General features: G+C 41.0%; 20 protein-coding genes and 1 pseudogene. 16 read left to right on the plus strand and 5 right to left on the minus strand.

The genetic code is table 11. The features are described 5' to 3' along the window. The first annotated feature begins 61 nt into the window (after positions 1-61). The 4 genes from zapA (at position 62) to QM810_RS07450 (ending at position 4450) form a co-directional block, all read left to right on the plus strand. Positions 62-364 carry a cell division protein ZapA gene (zapA, locus tag QM810_RS07435; RefSeq protein WP_006150060.1) on the plus strand — a complete coding sequence of 101 codons (303 nt, stop codon included), beginning with the start codon at positions 62-64 and terminating at the stop codon, positions 362-364. Continuing rightward, positions 361-909: a CvpA family protein gene (locus QM810_RS07440; protein WP_006150346.1), complete on the plus strand. Its 549-nt coding sequence runs from the start codon at positions 361-363 to the stop codon at positions 907-909. Before zapA ends, QM810_RS07440 begins: the two co-directional genes overlap by 4 nt. Positions 910-1018: 109 nt before the next feature. After that, positions 1019-3355, plus strand: coding sequence for an endonuclease MutS2 (locus QM810_RS07445; protein ID WP_414254394.1), 2337 nt, complete (start codon positions 1019-1021; stop codon positions 3353-3355). Between the two features lie 198 nt (positions 3356-3553). Then, entirely contained in the window at positions 3554-4450 is an 897-nt protein-coding gene (locus QM810_RS07450; protein WP_414254395.1) for a TDT family transporter, read from the plus strand. Between the two features lie 46 nt (positions 4451-4496). Here the strand turns inward: QM810_RS07450 and QM810_RS07455 are convergent, their stop codons facing one another. Genes QM810_RS07455 through QM810_RS07465 form a run of 3 tightly spaced genes read right to left on the minus strand, consistent with a single transcriptional unit; the run spans position 4497 to position 5600 of the window. Continuing rightward, positions 4497-4838 (minus strand): hypothetical protein, encoded by a 342-nt coding sequence (locus QM810_RS07455; protein ID WP_414254396.1) that lies wholly within the window; start codon positions 4836-4838, stop codon positions 4497-4499. Positions 4839-4848: 10 nt separating this feature from the next. Further along, positions 4849-5391 (minus strand): DUF3278 domain-containing protein, encoded by a 543-nt coding sequence (locus QM810_RS07460; protein WP_414254397.1) that lies wholly within the window; start codon positions 5389-5391, stop codon positions 4849-4851. A 14-nt stretch (positions 5392-5405) separates the two neighbouring features. Continuing rightward, on the minus strand, positions 5406-5600 hold the full coding sequence (locus QM810_RS07465; RefSeq protein ID WP_178895353.1) for a helix-turn-helix transcriptional regulator: 195 nt from the start codon (positions 5598-5600) through the stop codon (positions 5406-5408). Between the two features lie 207 nt (positions 5601-5807). On the opposite strand from QM810_RS07465, the gene QM810_RS07470 reads away from it, so the two are divergent. After that, positions 5808-6641, plus strand: a complete 834-nt coding sequence (locus QM810_RS07470) for a metallophosphoesterase family protein (protein WP_414254398.1) — start codon at positions 5808-5810, stop codon at positions 6639-6641. Between the two features lie 63 nt (positions 6642-6704). Here QM810_RS07470 and QM810_RS07475 read toward each other — a convergent pair. Next, positions 6705-6928 (minus strand): annotated as a pseudogene (locus tag QM810_RS07475) (amino acid ABC transporter substrate-binding protein); the annotation flags it as partial. A 137-nt stretch (positions 6929-7065) separates the two neighbouring features. On the opposite strand from QM810_RS07475, the gene QM810_RS07480 reads away from it, so the two are divergent. From QM810_RS07480 to brnQ, 6 genes are all read left to right on the plus strand, one after another. After that, positions 7066-7566 carry a hypothetical protein gene (locus QM810_RS07480; RefSeq protein WP_049494191.1) on the plus strand — a complete coding sequence of 167 codons (501 nt, stop codon included), beginning with the start codon at positions 7066-7068 and terminating at the stop codon, positions 7564-7566. Between the two features lie 194 nt (positions 7567-7760). Beyond that, positions 7761-8366 carry a nitroreductase family protein gene (locus QM810_RS07485; RefSeq protein ID WP_045614292.1) on the plus strand — a complete coding sequence of 202 codons (606 nt, stop codon included), beginning with the start codon at positions 7761-7763 and terminating at the stop codon, positions 8364-8366. Between the two features lie 9 nt (positions 8367-8375). Beyond that, complete coding sequence (gene pepV / locus QM810_RS07490) at positions 8376-9776, plus strand: dipeptidase PepV (protein ID WP_414254399.1); 1401 nt, start codon at positions 8376-8378, stop codon at positions 9774-9776. A gap of 53 nt (positions 9777-9829) precedes the next feature. Then, a complete protein-coding gene (locus QM810_RS07495; protein WP_414254400.1) occupies positions 9830-10420 on the plus strand; it encodes a uracil-DNA glycosylase family protein in 591 nt (196 codons plus the stop codon). Beyond that, complete coding sequence (locus tag QM810_RS07500; RefSeq protein ID WP_414254401.1) at positions 10417-10698, plus strand: rhodanese-like domain-containing protein; 282 nt, start codon at positions 10417-10419, stop codon at positions 10696-10698. Before QM810_RS07495 ends, QM810_RS07500 begins: the two co-directional genes overlap by 4 nt. 164 nt (positions 10699-10862) lie before the next feature. Then, positions 10863-12185 carry a branched-chain amino acid transport system II carrier protein gene (gene brnQ / locus QM810_RS07505; RefSeq protein WP_414254402.1) on the plus strand — a complete coding sequence of 441 codons (1323 nt, stop codon included), beginning with the start codon at positions 10863-10865 and terminating at the stop codon, positions 12183-12185. Positions 12186-12224: 39 nt separating this feature from the next. Here brnQ and QM810_RS07510 read toward each other — a convergent pair whose 3' ends face one another. Continuing rightward, positions 12225-12773, minus strand: coding sequence for a DUF1307 domain-containing protein (locus QM810_RS07510; RefSeq protein WP_414254403.1), 549 nt, complete (start codon positions 12771-12773; stop codon positions 12225-12227). A 132-nt stretch (positions 12774-12905) separates the two neighbouring features. Between QM810_RS07510 and QM810_RS07515 the strand changes: the two genes are divergently transcribed. The 5 genes from QM810_RS07515 (at position 12906) to pheT (ending at position 19015) form a co-directional block, all read left to right on the plus strand. Then, entirely contained in the window at positions 12906-13943 is a 1038-nt protein-coding gene (locus QM810_RS07515) for a M42 family metallopeptidase (protein WP_414254404.1), read from the plus strand. A gap of 1 nt (position 13944) precedes the next feature. Continuing rightward, positions 13945-14406: an HIT family protein gene (locus QM810_RS07520; RefSeq protein ID WP_414254405.1), complete on the plus strand. Its 462-nt coding sequence runs from the start codon at positions 13945-13947 to the stop codon at positions 14404-14406. A gap of 11 nt (positions 14407-14417) precedes the next feature. Then, entirely contained in the window at positions 14418-15155 is a 738-nt protein-coding gene (gene ldcB, locus QM810_RS07525) for an LD-carboxypeptidase LdcB/DacB (RefSeq protein WP_414254406.1), read from the plus strand. A gap of 277 nt (positions 15156-15432) precedes the next feature. Beyond that, positions 15433-16479 (plus strand): phenylalanine--tRNA ligase subunit alpha, encoded by a 1047-nt coding sequence (gene pheS, locus QM810_RS07530; protein WP_049494182.1) that lies wholly within the window; start codon positions 15433-15435, stop codon positions 16477-16479. Between the two features lie 130 nt (positions 16480-16609). Continuing rightward, on the plus strand, positions 16610-19015 hold the full coding sequence (pheT, locus tag QM810_RS07535; protein ID WP_414254407.1) for a phenylalanine--tRNA ligase subunit beta: 2406 nt from the start codon (positions 16610-16612) through the stop codon (positions 19013-19015). Positions 19016-19092 lie beyond the last annotated feature (77 nt).

The raw sequence follows: 19092 nt of genomic DNA on the forward strand, positions 1-19092 counted from the left end.
TAGAATTGGTTAAAACTGACAAACTTAGTGAAATTTGGTATAATATCGTGAGGTGAATTTTATGGCAAATTTAAATCGATTCAAGTTTACATTTGGGAAAAAAACATTAACGCTGACAACTGAACATGACAATCTTTTTATGGAGGAGATTGCCAAGGTTGCGACGGAAAAATATGAAGCAATTAAAGAACAAATGCCTGGAGCTGATGATGAGACAATAGCTATCCTCTTAGCAGTTAACTGCCTATCTACCCAGCTTAGCCGTGAGATTGAGTTTGATGACAAGGAGCAAGAATTAGAATCGCTCCGTTATAAGGTGGTTGCGGCTAAACAGGAGCAGAGTAAGATTGAGGATTCCCTATGATTTCTATCCTTCTCTTATTAATCCTTGCTTGGAGCTTTTATATTGGCTATCGCAGAGGAATCGTATTACAAGGATTTTATCTTGTGGCAACGATTGTCTCTGCTTATTTTGCAAGCAAGTCTTACCAGTCTTTAGGACAGAAGTTCAACTTACTAATCCCATATGCTAATCCTCAGGAAGGACAGGGTACCTTCTTTTTCCCATCCAATCAACTCTTCCAATTGGATAAGGTTTTTTATGCGGGTATCGGTTTTCTCTTGGCCTTTACAGTCTTTTATTGCATCAGTCGTTTGCTTGGTCTTTTTGTAAACCTGGTGCCAACTAAGATACTTGATGGGAAATACTACCGTATCGGTGCGGGTGTTCTATCAGTCGGAGTAACCTTATTTGTCCTTCAGATGATGCTAACGATCCTCGCGACTGTACCATTACAAATTGTTCAAAATTCACTTGAGAATAGCTTTGTAGCTAGACATATCATCCAAAGCATTCCATTCACAACCAGTTTGATTAAGCAGCTTTGGGTTACCAAATTAATCGGATAAAAAGGGCGGGAACTATTCCTAGCCTTTTGTTTACAATTTCAAAAGTAAGAGATTGATTTAAAAACTTGAAAATGACAAAAAGCCATAACTTTTTTACTAAGGAAATGAAATGAATACAAAAATACTAGAAACGTTAGAATTTAACAAGGTCAAAGCTCTATTTGAACCCCATCTTTTGACCGAGCAGGGAATAGAGCAGTTAAAAGAACTTGCTCCAACGGATAAAGGTGACAAGATAAAACAGGCTTTCGCAGAGATGAAGGAGATGCAGGAGCTTTTTGTGGAGTATCCTCATTTTAGCATTTCAGCAACAAAAGACATTGCTGCAACCTGCAAACGTTTGGAGATGGGGGCTGACCTTAATATCGAGGAATTTCTTCTTCTCAAACGTGTCATATTTGCCAGTCGTGAATTGAAAAACTTCTATGACAATCTTGAAAATGTACGCTTGGATCACTTAGCAAATTGGTTTGAGAAACTTCACGACTTCCCACATCTACAAGGTAATCTCCAAGCTATCAATGAAGCAGGCTTTATCGAAAATTTTGCCAGTGAAGAATTAGCACGAATCCGCCGTAAAATCCATGATAGTGAAAGTCAAGTCCGTGATGTCCTGCAAGACCTTCTCAAACAGAAGGCGCAGATGTTAACAGAAGGGATTGTCGCTAGTAGAAATGGTCGCCAAGTTCTTCCAGTTAAAAATACCTATCGGAACAAGATTGCTGGGGTCGTTCACGATATTTCTGCCAGTGGGAACACTGTTTATATCGAACCTCGTGAAGTAGTTAAGCTAAGTGAGGAAATTGCTAGTCTTCGTGCAGATGAACGCTATGAGATGATGCGTATCCTCCAAGAACTCTCTGAACGAGTAAGACCGCATGCGGCTGAAATTGCCAATGATGCCTGGATTATTGGACGTTTGGATTTGATTCGCGCCAAGGTACGTTTTATCCAAGAAACTGGAGCAGTGGTCCCTCAAGTCTCTGAGGAACAGGAAATTCAACTCCTCCATGTTCGCCATCCCTTGGTTAAGAATGCTGTCGCAAATGATGTGCACTTTGGGAAAGATTTGACAGCTATCGTTATTACAGGTCCTAATACGGGTGGTAAGACCATTATGCTGAAGACCTTAGGCTTAACGCAGGTCATGGCTCAGTCTGGACTGCCAATTCTAGCTGATAAAGGTAGTCGTGTAGGGATTTTTGAGGAGATTTTTGCAGACATCGGAGATGAACAATCCATTGAACAAAGTCTTTCAACCTTCTCTAGTCACATGACTAATATTGTTGATATTCTGGGTAAAGTCAACCAAAACTCGCTCTTGTTACTGGATGAGCTTGGAGCAGGAACTGATCCTCAGGAAGGGGCAGCCCTTGCAATGTCTATCTTAGAAGACTTGCGTTTGCGTCAAGTCAAGACTATGGCAACCACTCACTATCCTGAGCTCAAGGCTTACGGGATTGAAACAGCCTATGTTCAGAATGCCAGTATGGAATTTGATACAGCTAGCCTGCGCCCGACTTATCGCTTTATGCAAGGAGTTCCAGGTCGAAGCAATGCCTTTGAAATTGCCAAGCGTCTAGGCTTGTCAGATGTCATTGTAGGTGATGCTAGCAAGCAGATTGACCAAGACAACGATGTCAATCGTATCATTGAGCAATTAGAAGAGCAGACACTTGAAAGTCGTAAACGTCTTGAGAATATTCGCCAAGTCGAGCAAGAGAACCTCAAGATGAATCGTGCGCTTAAAAAACTCTACAACGAGCTTAATCGTGAGAAGGAAACAGAACTCAATAAGGCGCGTGAGCAAGCTGCTGAGATTGTTGAATTGGCTCTGGCAGAAAGTGATGATATTCTAAAAAATCTTCATAGCAAATCACAACTAAAACCACATGAGATTATCGAAGCCAAGGCTAAGCTCAAAAAATTAGCTCCTGAAAAAGTTGATCTTTCTAAAAACAAGGTTCTCCAAAAGGCCAAGAAAAAACGAGCTCCAAAAGTTGGAGATGATATCATCGTTTTAAGCTATGGTCAACGAGGTACCTTGACCAATCAACTCAAGGATGGTCGTTGGGAAGCCCAAGTTGGCTTGATCAAGATGACCCTTGAGGAAAAAGAATTTGACTTGGTACAAGCTCAGCAAGAAGCACCAGTCAAGAAGAAACAAGTCAACGTGGTCAAGCGCGCTGTTGGTAAAGCACCGCAGGCTAGACTTGATCTTCGTGGCAAACGCTATGAGGAGGCTATGGAAGCCTTGGATGACTTTATCGATCAAGCCCTGCTCAACAACATGGCTCAAGTAGACATCATCCATGGTATCGGTACAGGAGTCATCCGTGAAGGAGTAACTAAATATCTCCAAAGAAACAAGCAAGTCAAGAGCTTTGGCTATGCGCCACAAAATGCAGGTGGTTCTGGAGCGACTATCGTTACCTTTAAAGGCTAACCAAGCTATAGAATGAAATGTTAAAAGAGTACCTATCAAGTGATAGGTACTCTTTTGATGAATTTATTTTAATCATTATTGTTAGTGAGTATTTTAAAAGGGGACAATCGTTTTATAGCCAAAAAAAATTGATGAAGGCTTGTCTAGCTGAGCTTTAATTATGCTATACTGATAGTAACGTTATTTTCGGAGGTTAACATGAAGAAACTCCCCTTAGCCTTTTCAGGTTGCTTATTGGGATTAGCTGGTGCAGGAAATCTTATCTTAGATACCTTCCCATTTCTTTCTCATTTGCTTAGTTTGTCAGGCTTGATTCTATGGTTTTGTTTTATTTACAGTCATCTTAGTGATTGGCAAGTAAGCAAGCAAGAACTGAAGAAAGCACCCCTCTTGTCAGGAATGGCGACCTTTCCCATGGCAGGGATGATTTTATCGACTTATTTATTGCGAGTGTTACCTATGAGCTTGAGTATCATTGCACAAGTTCTCTGGTGGTTTGCCTTTCTACTGGATGTAGGTTTAATTATCTACTTTACTATCAATTACGTTCAGACTAAGCCAAGGGCTAGTGCTACACCGACTTGGACTGTTCTTTATGTAGGAATAGCAGTAGCAAGCTTGACCTACCCCGTGGTGGGGATAGTTGGTATTGCCTATGGAGCTTGGATTTTTGGTTTTATCTTAACCCTCATCCTGTATCCTCTCATTTATCAAGATTTGAAAAAGAATCCATTGCCACTAGCTTTAATGGGTCAAGAAGGAATCTATTGTGCTCCATTTTCTCTACTGTTGGCAGCACTGGTTCGGATAGGAGGCCCAGGTCTTCCTAACTGGGTTTTACTGGTCATGATCCTTGCATCACAGGCCTTCTTTTTCTTTGTTCTTAGTCGCTTACCAAGGATTTTAAAACAAGGTTTCCAACCAGCCTTTTCAGCCCTAACCTTCCCAACCATCATCACGGCAACTTCATTGAAAATGGCCCAAGGCATTCTGCAGTTTCCGGTTCTCAACCTCCTCGTTTGGTTAGAGATTATCATTTGTTTAACAATCCTCATCTACGTATTAGTAGAGTATATACGATATTTAAGGAACTAAAAGACCCCTAGCACGGAGAAGTGTTAGGGGTTTGTTTTTCTACAGATTAATAACAATCTTTTTGCTTAACTTCTTTAAAGAGTTGATAGAGAGTATAGAAGTAGACTAGACTAAAAACGATACAGATAGTTAGAAATAGTAGATATCTCCAATCCATAGAATTCGTTATTAGTTGTGGGAGAGATACGAGGATAAAGCAGAGAGATGCGTTTAAGAGGCGTATTTTTTTTGATGTGATTTTCTGAAACCTTTGTCCCTTATTCAAGACCGGAAGGGCTAAAAGGAAGATGATCAGAAAAGGACGTGTAACTTGACCATAAACTAGGAAAAAGGTAACAAAGATGCTGACCAAAATATTACTGAGAATTAAAGTTTGTAATGATTTCATAATTTTCCTCCTAATAGTCGTCTTGATCTTTTTTGGCTTTTCGAATGCGAAGCCAGACGACAGGTTGCATCATTAATCCGAAAAAGAAGGCTGCGAAAAGAATTGATGTGAAATGACCTAGATTGAAAAGAGAGGCGAAATAGTCCTTGCTATCATCTATTAAGACATTGAGAAGTGGCATGCCAAAGAACATAAAGACTCCATAGATAAGTCCAGCTTTAAGACCAGGGTAGCGCAATTGTTTTTGTTCTTTCTGGCTCAACATATCAGGGTCGATAGCAGTAATACCTGTTTTTTTAGTTTGAGTGCTGACATAGATAGCACAAACCATAGAAACCAGAAAGATGATGATTGGATATCCAAATGCGACGATTTGTGGATATTTATAAGCAAGGACAAAGGGAATGAGATTGCCAAAAACCATGAGGTAGAAGAGAACCATAAAGATTTTATTTCCGATGCGGTCCGCCTCGCGGCGTTTGTGTTCATCAAGTGGTCCAGAAATGCCGTATGTGCGTTTGATGAGTTTTTCAGTGAGAGTTTCTTTTTTCATTTTTCTTCTCCTTATTAAAATTCGTCCTCCCAAAAGAGACTGTTGAGGTCTGTTTGGAGGCTATGAGCGAGATTGAGACAGAGTTCCAGGGTAGGATTGTACTTGTCATTCTCAATCATGTTGATGGTTTGTCTAGAGACACCGATATCTTTGGCAAGTTCGAGCTGGGATATGCCCAATTCCTTGCGGAATTCTTTCACACGATTCATGCTTCCTCCTTATTTGATTATGTCACATATATTTGACTATAGTATATCTTTTAAAAAATAAAATGTCAACTATTTTTGACATATTTTTAAAAGAATCTTGGTGATAATATTTCTATGTGAAAATCTTCTACGATTTTATGCTATAATGAAGAAAAATAAGAGTGATTTGGATACCCTGAATGCTATCCAATAAAGAAAGAGCAGAAAATGAACCATAAGATTGCAATTTTATCAGACATTCATGGCAATACGACAGCCTTAGCTGGAGTGCTTGAGGACGCTAAAAATTTGGGAGCGACTGAATATTGGCTCTTGGGAGATATTTTTCTTCCTGGGCCGGGAGCAAATGACTTGGTGGCTCTTTTGAAAGACCTTCCCATTACAGCATCTGTTCGAGGCAACTGGGATGATTGTGTGTTAGAGGCTTTAGATGGGCAATATGGTTTAGAGGATCCCCAAGAAATCCAGCTTATGCGATTGACCCAGTATCTGATGGAGCATCTAAACCCAGAGCATATTGATTGGTTGAGAAATCTACCTATGGTAGCCAAGAAAGAAGTAGAAGGCTTGCGCTTTTCTCTTTCACATAATTTACCTGAGAAAAATTATGGTGGTGATTTGCTGGTTGAAAATGATACCGAAAAATTTGACCAGCTACTTGATGAAACTACTGATGTAGCCGTCTATGGTCATGTTCACAAGCAGTTGCTTCGTTATGGTAGCCAAGGTCAACAAATCATCAATCCAGGTTCGATTGGTATGCCTTATTTTGACTGGGTAGGGCTGAAAAATCACCGTGCCCAGTATGCCTTACTTGAGGTTGAAAATGGTGAATTAGTCAATATCCAATTTCGTAAGGTTGTTTATGACTATGAAGCAGAGCTAGAATCAGCCAAGACCAAGGGCCTTCCCTTTATCGAAATGTATGAAGAATTGCGGCGAGAGGACAACTATCAAGGCCATAATAGAGATTTGTTAGCTAGTTTAATTGAAAAGCATGGCTATGTGGAGGATGTGAAGAATTATTTTGATTTTTTGTAAGAGTTGCTTTGATTAACAGATACTAAATAAACGATTGGACTAGCCAATCGTTTTTAATATATCTTATTGTAATTGAGATTGATCTGGTAGGTAGGAACCACCGAGATAGGTTTTGCTGAGTTTTTCAAGGGTTCCGTCTTGGTAGAGTTCTTTGAGGACCTTGTAAAATTGTTCTTTAATTTTTTTCCATCGCTTGAGAAGATAATGTAGTTATTTGGATTATCATTGCTTTCCAAGTCGACTACGTTCAAGTCTAAACCTCGGTCTTGGATAATCTTTTGAACATTTTCGATAAATTTAATATAGATTTTAAAAATAGTGAACTCAATGAGCTTTTTAGCTTCAATAATTCGGTAAATGTTTGACAATAAAACTATTTTATTTTAAAATATAGGTATCATAAAACTATTTAAAGGAGATAGTCATGAAAAAACTTCTTACTGCGGGCCTTGTGCTCTTATCAGTTGCAACTTTAGCAGCTTGTGGAAATAAATCTTCTGATTCTGCAAGTAAAGTTTCAAGCACGACTGAACAAACATCAGCTTCATCAAAAACAGATAACTCAAAGACAAACACATCTGAAGTTACTCTTCTAACAGATGAAGAAATTGACAACGCTAAAACAATTGGAGATATGAAAACTCTTTTTGGTAAGTTGATTGACGGCTATAAGAAATATGTTGAAGAAATCGGTGACAAAGTTCCTGAGGCTCAAAAAGATGCTTATAAACAACAAGTGGAACCTGCTCTTAACTCACTAGAAACTTCAAGAAAGGCATTTAATGATGGCTTGTCAAGCGCTGGTTCTGATGATACAGAAATGCCAGAAGAAGCACGTACTGTTTTCCTTCAACAATTGAAGACTGCACGTGATGCTATGAAACAAGCGATTGAATCTGCAAGTAAAATTGTATCAGCGCAATAATATGAGTAAAGTAGGCGACTAATCGTCTACTTTTTCTTGTGCAGAAAGTTTTTATTATGGCTTACAACTAAATCGAAAAGTTTGTAATTCCTGGTTAAGAGATGGGATAAAGGTCTCTACTTATGAAAAATCTATGCAAGCTCTTTCAAAATGTGGTAAAATGGAAGCAGTAGAATTAGAAAAGGAACTTGCTTATGAAATTTCTTGAATTAAACAAAAAACGTCATGCGACTAAGCATTTTATTGATAAACCAGTTGATCCCAAGGATGTTCGAACAGCTATTGAGATCGCAACCTTGGCACCGAGTGCTCACAACAGTCAGCCTTGGAAGTTTGTTGTGGTTCGCGAGAGAAATGCTGAACTAGCAAAATTGGCTTACGGTTCAAACTTTGAGCAAGTAGCATCTGCCCCTGTAACCATTGCCTTGTTTACAGATACTGACCTAGCTAAACGAGCTCGCAAGATTGCCCGTGTTGGTGGAGCAAAGAACTTCTCAGAAGAACAACTTCAGTACTTTATGAAAAATCTTCCAGCTGAGTATGCACGTTACAATGAACAACAAGTCAGTGACTACTTGGCTCTTAATGCAGGATTAGTTGCGATGAACTTGGTCCTTGCATTGACTGACCAGGGAATTGGTTCAAATATTATACTAGGTTTTGATAAATCAAAAGCTAATGAAGTCTTGGAAATTGAAGAACGCTTCCGTCCAGAGCTTTTGATTACAGTAGGATACACAGACGAGAAGTTGGAACCAAGCTACCGCTTGCCAGTAGATGAAATTATCGAGAAAAGATAGGAAGTAAAAATGACAGTTATTGATTTTACAACAGAAGTAGAAAAACGCAAAGAAGACCTCTTGGCTGACTTGTTTAGCCTTTTGGAAATCAACTCAGAACGTGATGACAGTAAGGCCGATGCGCAGCATCCATTTGGACCTGGTCCAGTAAAAGCCTTGGAGAAATTCCTCGAAATCGCAGACCGTGATGGCTACCCAACAAAAAATGTCGACAACTATGCAGGTCATTTCGAGTTTGGTCAAGGAGAAGAAGTTCTCGGAATCTTTGCCCACATGGACGTAGTGCCAGCAGGTAGTGGTTGGGACACTGACCCTTACACTCCAACTATCAAAGATGGTCGTCTTTATGCGCGTGGTGCTTCTGATGACAAGGGGCCAACTACAGCATGTTACTATGGTTTGAAAATCATCAAAGAATTGGGACTTCCAACTTCTAAGAAAGTTCGTTTCATCGTCGGAACTGACGAAGAGTCAGGTTGGGCAGATATGGACTACTACTTTGAGCATGTAGGGCTTGCAAAACCAGACTTTGGCTTCTCTCCAGATGCTGAATTCCCTATCATCAATGGTGAAAAAGGAAATATCACAGAATACCTTCACTTTGCTGGTGAAAATACTGGTGCAACACGTCTTCACAGCTTTACAGGTGGTTTGCGTGAAAACATGGTGCCAGAATCAGCAACTGCAGTCGTTTCAGGGGACTTGGCTGACTTGCAAGCTAAACTAGATGCCTTCGTTGCAGAGCACAAACTCAGAGGAGAAATTCAAGAAGAAAACGGTCAGTACAGGGTTACTGTAATTGGTAAATCAGCTCATGGAGCTATGCCTGCTTCAGGTGTCAATGGTGCGACTTACCTTGCTCTCTTCCTCAGCCAATTTGCTTTTGAAGGACCTGCAAAAGACTACCTTGACATTGCTGGAAAGATTCTCTTGAATGACCACGAAGGCAAGAATTTGAAGGTTGCTCATGTGGATGAAAAGATGGGAGCCCTTTCTATGAATGCGGGTGTCTTCCGCTTTGACGAAACAAGTGCTGACAATACTATTGCCCTCAACTTCCGTTATCCAAAAGGAACAAGCCCAGAGCAAATCAAGTCAGTTCTTGAAAGCTTGCCAGTTGCTTCAGTCAGCCTTTCTGAACATGGTCACACTCCTCACTATGTGCCAATGGAAGATCCACTCGTTCAAACCTTGTTGAATGTTTACGAAAAACAAACAGGTCTTCAAGGTCACGAACAAGTCATCGGTGGAGGAACTTTTGGACGTCTATTAGAGCGTGGTGTAGCCTACGGTGCTATGTTCCCAGATTCTATCGATACTATGCACCAGGCCAACGAATTTATCGCCTTGGACGATCTTTTCCGTGCAGCAGCCATCTACGCTGAAGCTATCTATGAATTGATCAAATAATGATTTAGAAGTCTGAGATTTTATGCTTAGACTTCTTTTTGGAGGGAAAGTAGATGTCTCAAATCGAAAACATCAAGCAAGCCATTATGGCGGATCCACAGAATGCCAGCTATACTGAGCAAGGAATCGAGCCTCTTTTTGCAGCACCAAAGACTGCTCGTATCAATATCATTGGGCAAGCTCCTGGACTCAAAACTCAAGAAGCAGGACTTTACTGGAAGGATAAAAGTGGTGACCGCTTGCGAGAGTGGCTAGGTGTGGATGAAGATACGTTTTATAATTCAGGTTACTTTGCAGTCATGCCTATGGATTTCTACTTTCCAGGTCATGGAAAATCGGGTGACCTACCACCACGTCCCGGTTTTGCAGAAAAATGGCATCCAAAACTTTTGAAGGAATTGCCAGATATTCAATTAACACTCTTGATTGGGCAGTATGCTCAGGCTTACTATCTGCATGAAAAGGTCAGTGGCAAGGTGACAGATCGTGTGCATCGCTTTAAAGATTATTTGCCTGATTATTTCCCTCTGGTACATCCGTCACCACGCAACCAAATCTGGATGAAAAAAAATCCTTGGTTTGAAGAAGAAGTGGTTCCTGATTTGAAAGATAGAATCCAAAAAATTCTCGGAGAAGAAAAATGAAAGAAATTACTTTTAACGATTTTTACCAACTTTATCAGAATAGCCCACTTTCTGTGCTGGACGTGAGAGAAGTAGAGGAATTTGAAGCTCTTCATTTAGAAGGTGCTCATAATTTCCCTCTCAGTCAACTGGCAGATACTTATGTACAACTGGACAAAGACCAGCTTTATTACGTGATTTGTAAATCAGGAATGCGTTCAGCACGCGCTTGTCAATTTTTAACAGAACAAGGATATGAGGTTATCAATGTCCAAGGTGGCATGGATGCTTTAGAATAAGAAAAACTCCCTTTGAGACCGAAAATAAGAAAGGTTTTAAAGGGAATTTTTTTTGCTCTAAAAATCAGAAAATTGAAAACATTTTAGAATTATTTCAAGATAGCCTTTTCATGCCTTTAAACATGTTATACTAAGAAAGTATTTTAATGTTATAAGGAGAGTTTATGGCTAAAAAAGGTGCTTTAACAGGATTACTTCTGTTTGGAATATTTTTTGGAGCAGGTAACTTGATTTTCCCTCCAACTCTAGGCGCACAGTCTGGAGAAAACTTCCTTCCTGCCATTGCAGGATTTGTATTTTCAGGTGTTGGGATTGCCGTCCTAACTTTGATTATTGGGACCCTTAATCCTAAGGGCTATATCTATGAGATTTCTAAGAAAATCTCTCCATGGTTTGCGACGATTTATCTTGCAGCTTTGTACTTGTCGATTGGTCCATTCTTTGCCATTCCACGTACAGCAACAACATCGTTTGAGGTCGGTATTAGTCCCCTCCTAGCTGAAGCAGATAAGGGTTTAGGTCTGATTGTCTTTACCATTCTCTACTTTGTTGCAGCCTATTTAATCGCCCTTAATCCTTCAAAGATTTTGGATCGTATTGGACGAATCTTGACTCCAGTATTTGCGATTTTGATTGTTGTCTTGATTATCCTTGGGGCCTTTAAATATGGTGGGAACGCACCGCAAGCAGCATCAGGTGCCTACCAAACTTCAGCTTTTGGTGCAGGTTTCCTTGAGGGATATAATACACTTGATGCACTTGCTTCTGTTGCCTTCAGTGTTATTGCCGTACAAACCTTGAAACAACTTGGTTTCTCAAGTAAGAAAGAGTACATTTCAACCATTTGGGTAGTTGGAATCGTTGTAGCTCTAGGATTTAGTGCTCTCTATATCGGGTTAGGATTCCTTGGGAATCATTTCCCAGTAACAGAAGAAGCGATGAAGGGTGGAACTCCTGGAGTTTATATCTTGTCTCAAGCGACTCAAGAAATCTTTGGTTCTACTGCTCAGCTTTTCCTTGCAGCTATGGTAACCGTAACTTGCTTTACAACTACTGTAGGGTTGATTGTGTCAACTGCGGAGTTCTTTAACGGACGTTTCCCACAAATCAGCTACAAGGTTTATGCGACTGTCTTTACCTTGATTGGTTTTGCCATTGCAAACCTTGGTTTGAGCGCCATTATCAAGTACTCAGTGCCAGTACTAGTTGTCTTGTATCCAATCACCATTGTGATTGTTATGATTGTGATTGTGAACAAATTTGTACCACTTTCAAAACCAGGGATGCAATTGACTATGGGACTTGTAACTGCTATTGCCATAGCTAGCGTCTTAGGAAGTTCATTTGAAGTGACCTTCCTTGCCAACATTGTGAATGCTCTACCATTTGCTAAGGCTTCATTGCCATGGTTAGTACCAGCGATTATCGGAATTTTACTTTCTCTTGTTCTTCCTAACAAACAAGAAAGTGAAGCTTTTGAGATGTAATAAAAAACCTTGGCATCTGCCAAGGTTTTTTTATTACTCTTAGTTCGTTTTTTCAGTATACCCAAGATCCTCAAGCATTTTTTTAGTTTTTGCAAAACTTACACGTTTTCCAGCTCCAGAATATTCATTTGGCATTGCTTTTTTCATCTCATCAAGATTGACTACAGTCATGTCAATGACCATGGTATGGACGACTTTTCCATCTTTGAATTCGATATTTTGTGTAACGCCCTTAATTCCTTCATACCCTTTATAAGTTTTCACGATAAGTTCTTTAATCTCATCGGCGCTCTTATTGAGTATTTCAGGTTCAAAAACATTATAAACTTCTTGTTTCATAACATCATCGCCTTCAACAGTGTATGTCAAGGTAGAATGTCTTCCTGGATTACTGTCATGAACAAAGGCTACAGTTTTTGATTCAGCTTTCTTTTCTGTAGTTTCAGCCTCAGTAGTTTCAGTTTCGGTAGTTTTTACTTCACTTGTTTCTGCTTTTAAGGAGTTAGAAGTTGTTGATTGTTTAGAACATCCCAACAAGAATGCCAACGGTAAGGCTAAGAGAAGCGTCATTTTGAAATATCTATTCATATTTTTTCCTTTCATCATAAGAACTACTTTTATTATACCATAACATACTTTCATTATCAAAGTATGTCAGTTTTTCCTTTTTACACATACTAAAATGGGAAAAGTGATATAATGGTAAGAAGAGGTGAAGAAATGAATCAAACTGTAGAATATATTAAAGAACTAACTGCTATCGCGTCGCCAACAGGTTTTACGCGTGAAATTACGAATTATTTGGTTGAGACGCTTGAAAAACTAGGTTATCAACCTGTCCGTACTGCCAAAGGTGGTGTCAACGTAACAATCAAAGGTGAAAATGACGAGCAACAACGCTATGTGACTGCCCATGTGGATACTTTGGGAGCTATCGTTCGTGCTATTAAACCAGACGGTCGCCTCAAAATGGACCGTATTGGAGGCTATCCTTGGAATATGATTGAAGGTGAAAACTGTACGGTTCATGTGGCTAGTACAGGAAAAACAGTTTCAGGTACGATTTTGATCCACCAAACTTCTTGCCATGTATACAAGGATGCGGGGACAGCTGAACGTACGCAGGACAATATGGAAGTACGTTTGGACGAAAAAGTAACCAATGATAAGGAAACACGCGCACTCGGTATCGAAGTTGGAGATTTTATCAGCTTTGACCCACGAACTGTGGTGACTGATTCAGGCTTTATCAAATCGCGTCATTTGGATGATAAGGTCAGCGCAGCTATTCTCCTCAATCTCCTTAAAGTCTATAAAGAAGAAGGAATTGAACTTCCAGTTACTACGCATTTTGCCTTTTCAGTCTTTGAAGAAGTGGGGCATGGTGCTAACTCAAGTATCCCTAGTCAAGTTGTCGAATATCTAGCTGTGGACATGGGAGCAATGGGAGATGATCAGCAGACAGACGAGTACACAGTCTCTATCTGTGTCAAGGATGCTTCAGGTCCTTATCACTATGAATTCCGCCAACATCTGGTTGCTCTAGCAAAAGAGCAAGACATTCCATTTAAACTAGATATCTATCCATTTTACGGTTCAGACGCTTCTGCAGCCATGTCAGCTGGAGCAGAGGTTAAGCACGCCCTTCTTGGTGCAGGTATTGAGTCTAGTCACTCTTACGAGCGTACTCATATTGATTCTGTAGTTGCTACTGAGCGTATGGTAGATGCTTATCTTAAGAGTGACTTGGTGGAATAAGATGTGCTTGATTTGTGATCGAATTGATCTAATAAAGTCTGGTGATAATCCCTACTTTGTGAAGGAATTAGAAACGGGCTATGTTGTCATCGGAGACCACCAGTATTTTGAAGGCTATACTCTATTCTTAGCCAAGGAACATGTCATAGAATTGCATCATCTACATCCAACTGTCAAACTCCGCTTTTTAGAGGAAATGAGTCTGGTTCAGGAAGCTGTCTCTAAGGCTTTTACTGCTGAAAAGATGAATGTAGAGTTGTTGGGAAATGGAGACGCTCATGTTCACTGGCATATTTTTCCAAGACGAGCTGGTGATATGAAGGGACACGGACTTAATGGGCGTGGTCCAGTCTGGTGGGTTCCTTGGGAAGAAATGGTTGCTGAAGAATATCAAGCTAAGGGAAGCAAATTAGAAGACTTGATTGCAAGATTATCTGAGACTTTAAACCAGATGAATAAATGAAAGGATAACAGATGAAAAAAAGATACCTTATCTTATCAGGATTATTAGCCTTAACATTGGTAGCATGTTCGCAAGAAAAAACAGAGACTTCTGACGCAAAAACTTCTTCAGAGCAAACTACTGTTCAAGAAAAAACTGAAAGCATAAGGGAGCAAGAAGTTACAACTAGTAGCGAGGAAAGTAAACAAAAGAAAGCAGAAGTGGTTAACAAAGGAGACCACTACAGCATTCAAGGTAAGTACGATGAGATTGTTGTAGCTAATAAGCATTATCCAATGTCCAAAGATTACAATCCTGGAGAAAATCCTACCGCTAAGGCAGAACTGTTGAAACTCATTGCAGCTATGCAACAAGCAGGATTCCCGATTAGCGACAACTACAGTGGTTTTAGAAGTTACGAAACTCAAACTCAGCTTTATCAAAACTATGTAGATAAAGATGGCAAGGCTGAGGCTGACCGCTATTCTGCAAGACCTGGTTACAGTGAACACCAAACTGGCCTTGCCTTTGACCTAATTGGAACAAATGGAGACTTAGTCACTGAAGAAAAGGCTGCCCAATGGCTTTTGGACCATGCGGCTGACTATGGCTTTGTCGTCCGTTATCTAAAAGGTAAGGAAAAAGAAACGGGCTATATGGCTGAAGAATGGCACCTTCGCTACGTCGGAAAAGAAGCCAAGGATATCGCTGCAAGTGGTCTCAGCTTGGAAGAGTATTACGGCTTTGAAGGTGGGGACTATGTTGATTAGTCGCAAAATATCTTGCAAGAACGCTTGAAATTTGATAAAATGAATAATAATTAAATAGGAATCTGCAAGACTAGTATCTCAGGGGAAGTATATCAGGGAGGAGAGCCGTGACTGAAAGCTCTCTATATGAAAGCTGGGTGAATTCACTTGCGAAGGGATTCAGAAATAAAGGTCTGACTTGTCAGATGAAAACGGATGGTACCGCGTGTCAACGCTCCGAGTGGAGTTTTTGGCATGTGGTTTTCTTTTTATCTTACGAGAGACTGATGGAGGAATTATGTCAACTATTGAAGAACAATTAAAAGAGCTTCGTGAAGAAACGCTAGCTAGCTTGAAGCAGATTACTGCTGAAAATGAAAAAGAGATGCAAGAATTGCGTGTCTCAGTCCTTGGTAAAAAAGGTTCATTGACTGAAATCCTTAAAGGGATGAAGGACGTTTCTGCAGAAATGCGTCCTGTTATCGGAAAACACGTCAATGAAGCTCGTGATGTCTTAACAGCCGCTTTTGAAGAAACAGCTAAGCTCTTGGAAGAAAAGAAAGTAGAAGCTCAACTAGCAAGTGAGAGCATCGATGTGACGCTTCCAGGTCGTCCAGTTGCGACTGGTCACCGTCACGTTCTCACACAAACTAGTGAAGAAATTGAAGATATCTTCATCGGTATGGGTTACCAAGTCGTGGATGGATTTGAAGTGGAGCAAGACTACTACAACTTCGAACGTATGAACCTTCCAAAAGATCACCCAGCCCGTGATATGCAGGACACTTTCTACATCACAGAAGAAATCTTACTTCGTACCCACACGTCTCCAGTTCAGGCGCGTGCGATGGATGCCCATGACTTTTCTAAAGGTCCTTTGAAGATGATCTCACCAGGACGTGTATTCCGTCGTGATACAGACGATGCAACCCACAGTCACCAATTCCACCAAATCGAAGGTTTGGTTGTAGGGAAAAACATCTCTATGGCTGATCTTCAAGGAACTCTTCAGTTGATTGTGCAAAAAATGTTTGGTGAAGAGCGCCAGATTCGTCTGCGTCCATCTTACTTCCCATTTACCGAGCCATCTGTTGAGGTTGACGTTTCATGCTTCAAGTGTGGAGGAGACGGCTGTAACGTATGTAAGAAAACAGGTTGGATCGAGATTATGGGTGCCGGTATGGTTCACCCACGTGTCCTTGAGATGAGTGGCATCGATGCAAGTGTTTACTCTGGTTTTGCCTTTGGTCTTGGTCAAGAGCGTGTCGCTATGCTTCGCTACGGTATCAACGATATCCGTGGATTCTACCAAGGCGATGTCCGCTTCTCAGAACAGTTTAAATAAGATTGAAACCTGAAACACAGTCCTATACAGTACTAATCATCTTCTCTCAATGAGAAATGGTGAGGACTGCCTCAAAGAAAAAGAAAGGAATTGAAAAGGTCTCTCTTACTGGGATCTTACAATCAGAATTATGTTAGTATCTTATAAATGGTTAAAAGAATTGGTGGACATTGATGTGCCATCACAAGAGTTGGCTGAAAAAATGTCAACCACAGGGATCGAAGTAGAAGGTGTGGAATCACCAGCTGCTGGTCTCTCAAAAATTGTCGTCGGAGAAGTCCTGTCTTGTGAAGATGTGCCAGAAACACACTTGCATGTCTGCCAAGTCAATGTGGGTGAAGAAGAAGCCCGTCAAATCGTCTGTGGAGCACCAAATGTGCGTGCAGGCATCAAGGTCATGGTGGCTCTTCCAGGTGCTCGTATCGCAGATAACTACAAGATTAAAAAAGGGAAAATCCGTGGCTTAGAGTCACTCGGGATGATCTGTTCACTTGGTGAGTTGGGCATTTCTGACTCCGTTGTACCAAAGGAATTTGCAGATGGGATCCAAATCTTGCCTCAAGATGCTGTTCCAGGAGATGAAGTCTTCTCTTACCTAGACTTGGATGATGAAATCATCGAGCTTTCTATCACTCCAAACCGTGCAGACGCTCTTTCTATGCGTGGGGTAGCACACGAAGTAGCCGCTATCTACGACAAGGCAGTCAACTTTAAAGAATTTGCTCTTTCAGAAACAGACCAAGCTGCAGCGGACGCTCTTTCTGTCAGCATTGACACAGACAAGGCTCCATACTATGCAGCCCGTATCTTGGACAATGTGACGATTGCACCAAGTCCACAATGGTTGCAAAATCTTCTCATGAATGAAGGCATCCGTCCAATCAATAACGTGGTGGACGTGACCAACTATATCCTTCTTTACTTTGGTCAGCCTATGCATGCCTTTGACTTAGATACCTTTGAAGGAAGCGAGATTCGTGTGCGTGAAGCGCGTGAAGGTGAAAAATTGGTAACTTTGGACGGGGAAGAACGTGAGTTGGAAACAAATGACTTAGTCATCACTGTTGCTGATAAAGCAGTAGCCCTTGCAGGTGTCATGGGTGGACAAGCTACAGAAATCTCTGAAAAATCTAGTCGTGTCGTCCTTGAAGCTGCTGTTTTCAATGGCAAATCTATCCGTAAGACTAGTGGTCGCCTCAACCTTCGTTCAGAATCTTCTTCTCGCTTTGAAAAAGGCATCAACGTGGCAACTGTCAATGAAGCCCTTGATGCGGCAGCGAGCATGATTGCAGAGCTTTCAGGAGCAACTGTTCGTAAGGGGATCGTTTCAGCAGGTGAGCTTGACACTTCTGATGTGGAAGTTTCTTCAACTCTTGTTGACGTCAACCGTGTCCTCGGTACAGAGCTTTCCTACGCCGATGTAGAAGATGTCTTCCGTCGTCTTGGATTTGGCCTTTCTGGAAATGCTGACAGCTTCACAGTAAGAGTTCCACGTCGCCGTTGGGATATCACTATCGAAGCGGATCTCTTTGAAGAAATCGCTCGTATCTACGGTTATGACCGCTTGCCAACTAGTCTTCCAAAAGACGATGGGACAGCAGGTGAGTTAACAGCGACACAAAAACTCCGTCGTCAAGTTCGGACTATTGCTGAAGGGGCTGGATTGACTGAAATCATCACCTACGCTCTTACAACTCCTGAAAAAGCGGTTGAGTTTACGATTCAGCCAAGTCATTTGACAGAGCTCATGTGGCCAATGACTGTGGACCGTTCTGTTCTCCGTCAAAATATGGTTTCAGGTATTTTGGATACAGTAGCTTACAACGTAGCGCGTAAGAACAAAAACTTGGCTCTTTATGAGATTGGAAAAGTCTTCGAGCAAACTGGTAATCCAAAAGAAGAATTGCCAAACGAAATCAATAGCTTTGCCTTTGCCTTGACTGGCTTAGTTGCTGAAAAAGACTTCCAAACTGCAGCTATACCGGTTGACTTCTTCTATGCTAAGGGAATCTTGGAGGCTCTCTTTGCTCGCTTGGGTCTTGAAGTGACCTATACAGCAACCTCTGAAATTGCTAGTCTCCACCCAGGACGTACAGCCTTGATTTCACTTGGTGACCAAGTAGTCGGTTTCCTCGGTCAAGTACACCCTGTTACGGCTAAGGCTTACGACATTCCAGAAACTTATGTGGCGGAGCTTAACCTTTCAGCTATTGAAGAAGCCCTTCAACCAGCTGCTCCATTTGTGGAAATTACGAAGTTCCCAGCAGTCAGCCGTGATATCGCCCTTCTCCTCAAGGCAGAAGTAACTCACCAAGAAGTGGTAGACGCCATCAAAGATGCTGGCGTGAAGCGTTTGACAGATATCAAACTCTTTGATGTATTCTCAGGTGAAAAACTGGGTATCGGTATGAAATCAATGGCTTATAGCTTGACTTTCCAAAATCCAGAAGATAGCTTGACTGACGAAGAAGTCGCACGCTATATGGAAAAAATCCAAGCTTCACTTGAAGAAAAAGTGCATGCAGAAGTGCGTTAAAAGTCTAAAATCCATCCCTAGGGGTGGATTTTTTATCTTTGCAAATGCCGAATATTGGAAAGATAAATAAATGTAAA

The organism is Streptococcus infantis (assembly GCF_047464155.1).
Lineage (GTDB): Bacteria > Bacillota > Bacilli > Lactobacillales > Streptococcaceae > Streptococcus > Streptococcus infantis_U.

Bases quoted from the DNA above. Each gene is read 5' to 3' on its own strand.
- QM810_RS07520 (WP_414254405.1), top strand. From the start codon at position 13,945: ATGTGCTTGATTTGTGATCGAATTGATCTAATAAAGTCTGGTGATAAT.
- QM810_RS07455 (WP_414254396.1), bottom strand. From the start codon at position 4,838: ATGAAATCATTACAAACTTTAATTCTCAGTAATATTTTGGTCAGCATC.
- brnQ (WP_414254402.1), top strand. From the start codon at position 10,863: ATGGCTAAAAAAGGTGCTTTAACAGGATTACTTCTGTTTGGAATATTT.
- QM810_RS07510 (WP_414254403.1), bottom strand. From the start codon at position 12,773: ATGAATAGATATTTCAAAATGACGCTTCTCTTAGCCTTACCGTTGGCA.
- QM810_RS07500 (WP_414254401.1), top strand. From the start codon at position 10,417: ATGAAAGAAATTACTTTTAACGATTTTTACCAACTTTATCAGAATAGC.
- zapA (WP_006150060.1), top strand. From the start codon at position 62: ATGGCAAATTTAAATCGATTCAAGTTTACATTTGGGAAAAAAACATTA.
- QM810_RS07460 (WP_414254397.1), bottom strand. From the start codon at position 5,391: ATGAAAAAAGAAACTCTCACTGAAAAACTCATCAAACGCACATACGGC.
- QM810_RS07495 (WP_414254400.1), top strand. From the start codon at position 9,830: ATGTCTCAAATCGAAAACATCAAGCAAGCCATTATGGCGGATCCACAG.
- QM810_RS07485 (WP_045614292.1), top strand. From the start codon at position 7,761: ATGAAATTTCTTGAATTAAACAAAAAACGTCATGCGACTAAGCATTTT.
- ldcB (WP_414254406.1), top strand. From the start codon at position 14,418: ATGAAAAAAAGATACCTTATCTTATCAGGATTATTAGCCTTAACATTG.
- QM810_RS07480 (WP_049494191.1), top strand. From the start codon at position 7,066: ATGAAAAAACTTCTTACTGCGGGCCTTGTGCTCTTATCAGTTGCAACT.
- QM810_RS07440 (WP_006150346.1), top strand. From the start codon at position 361: ATGATTTCTATCCTTCTCTTATTAATCCTTGCTTGGAGCTTTTATATT.
- QM810_RS07465 (WP_178895353.1), bottom strand. From the start codon at position 5,600: ATGAATCGTGTGAAAGAATTCCGCAAGGAATTGGGCATATCCCAGCTC.
- QM810_RS07445 (WP_414254394.1), top strand. From the start codon at position 1,019: ATGAATACAAAAATACTAGAAACGTTAGAATTTAACAAGGTCAAAGCT.
- pepV (WP_414254399.1), top strand. From the start codon at position 8,376: ATGACAGTTATTGATTTTACAACAGAAGTAGAAAAACGCAAAGAAGAC.
- QM810_RS07470 (WP_414254398.1), top strand. From the start codon at position 5,808: ATGAACCATAAGATTGCAATTTTATCAGACATTCATGGCAATACGACA.
- pheT (WP_414254407.1), top strand. From the start codon at position 16,610: ATGTTAGTATCTTATAAATGGTTAAAAGAATTGGTGGACATTGATGTG.
- QM810_RS07450 (WP_414254395.1), top strand. From the start codon at position 3,554: ATGAAGAAACTCCCCTTAGCCTTTTCAGGTTGCTTATTGGGATTAGCT.
- QM810_RS07515 (WP_414254404.1), top strand. From the start codon at position 12,906: ATGAATCAAACTGTAGAATATATTAAAGAACTAACTGCTATCGCGTCG.
- pheS (WP_049494182.1), top strand. From the start codon at position 15,433: ATGTCAACTATTGAAGAACAATTAAAAGAGCTTCGTGAAGAAACGCTA.